Source organism: Thermus sp. FJN-A, from assembly GCF_054655095.1.
The window spans coordinates 1-238 of sequence record NZ_BAAHSC010000038.1 but is presented as its reverse complement, the minus strand read 5'-3'; the positions used below and the strand labels follow the sequence as shown (position 1 = coordinate 238).

Sequence of the window (238 nt, the reverse complement as noted above, 5' to 3'; positions counted from 1 at the left end):
GGTTGGGGGGGGGGGGGGGTGGGACCTCGAGGCCGACCTCAAGGCCTGGCAGAGGCGCTACCCGGGGAACGAGGAGAAGGCGAGGAGCCTCCTCAAGGCCCTCAAGCGCCCCGAAGGGGTGAACCCCGTCACCCTCGTCGTGGACGACGCCACGGGCCTCACCCCCAGTGTGGTCCCCTGGCTGGTGGCCTTCGCCGAGGTGGCCACCCTGGTCCTGGCCGTCCACCCGGAGACCCTA

1 pseudogene is annotated in these 238 nt (G+C 72.3%); it reads left to right on the top strand.

Annotated elements, in window-relative coordinates:
* Positions 1-238, top strand: a pseudogene (locus tag ACYQ0J_RS00185) (ATP-binding protein); the annotation flags it as partial.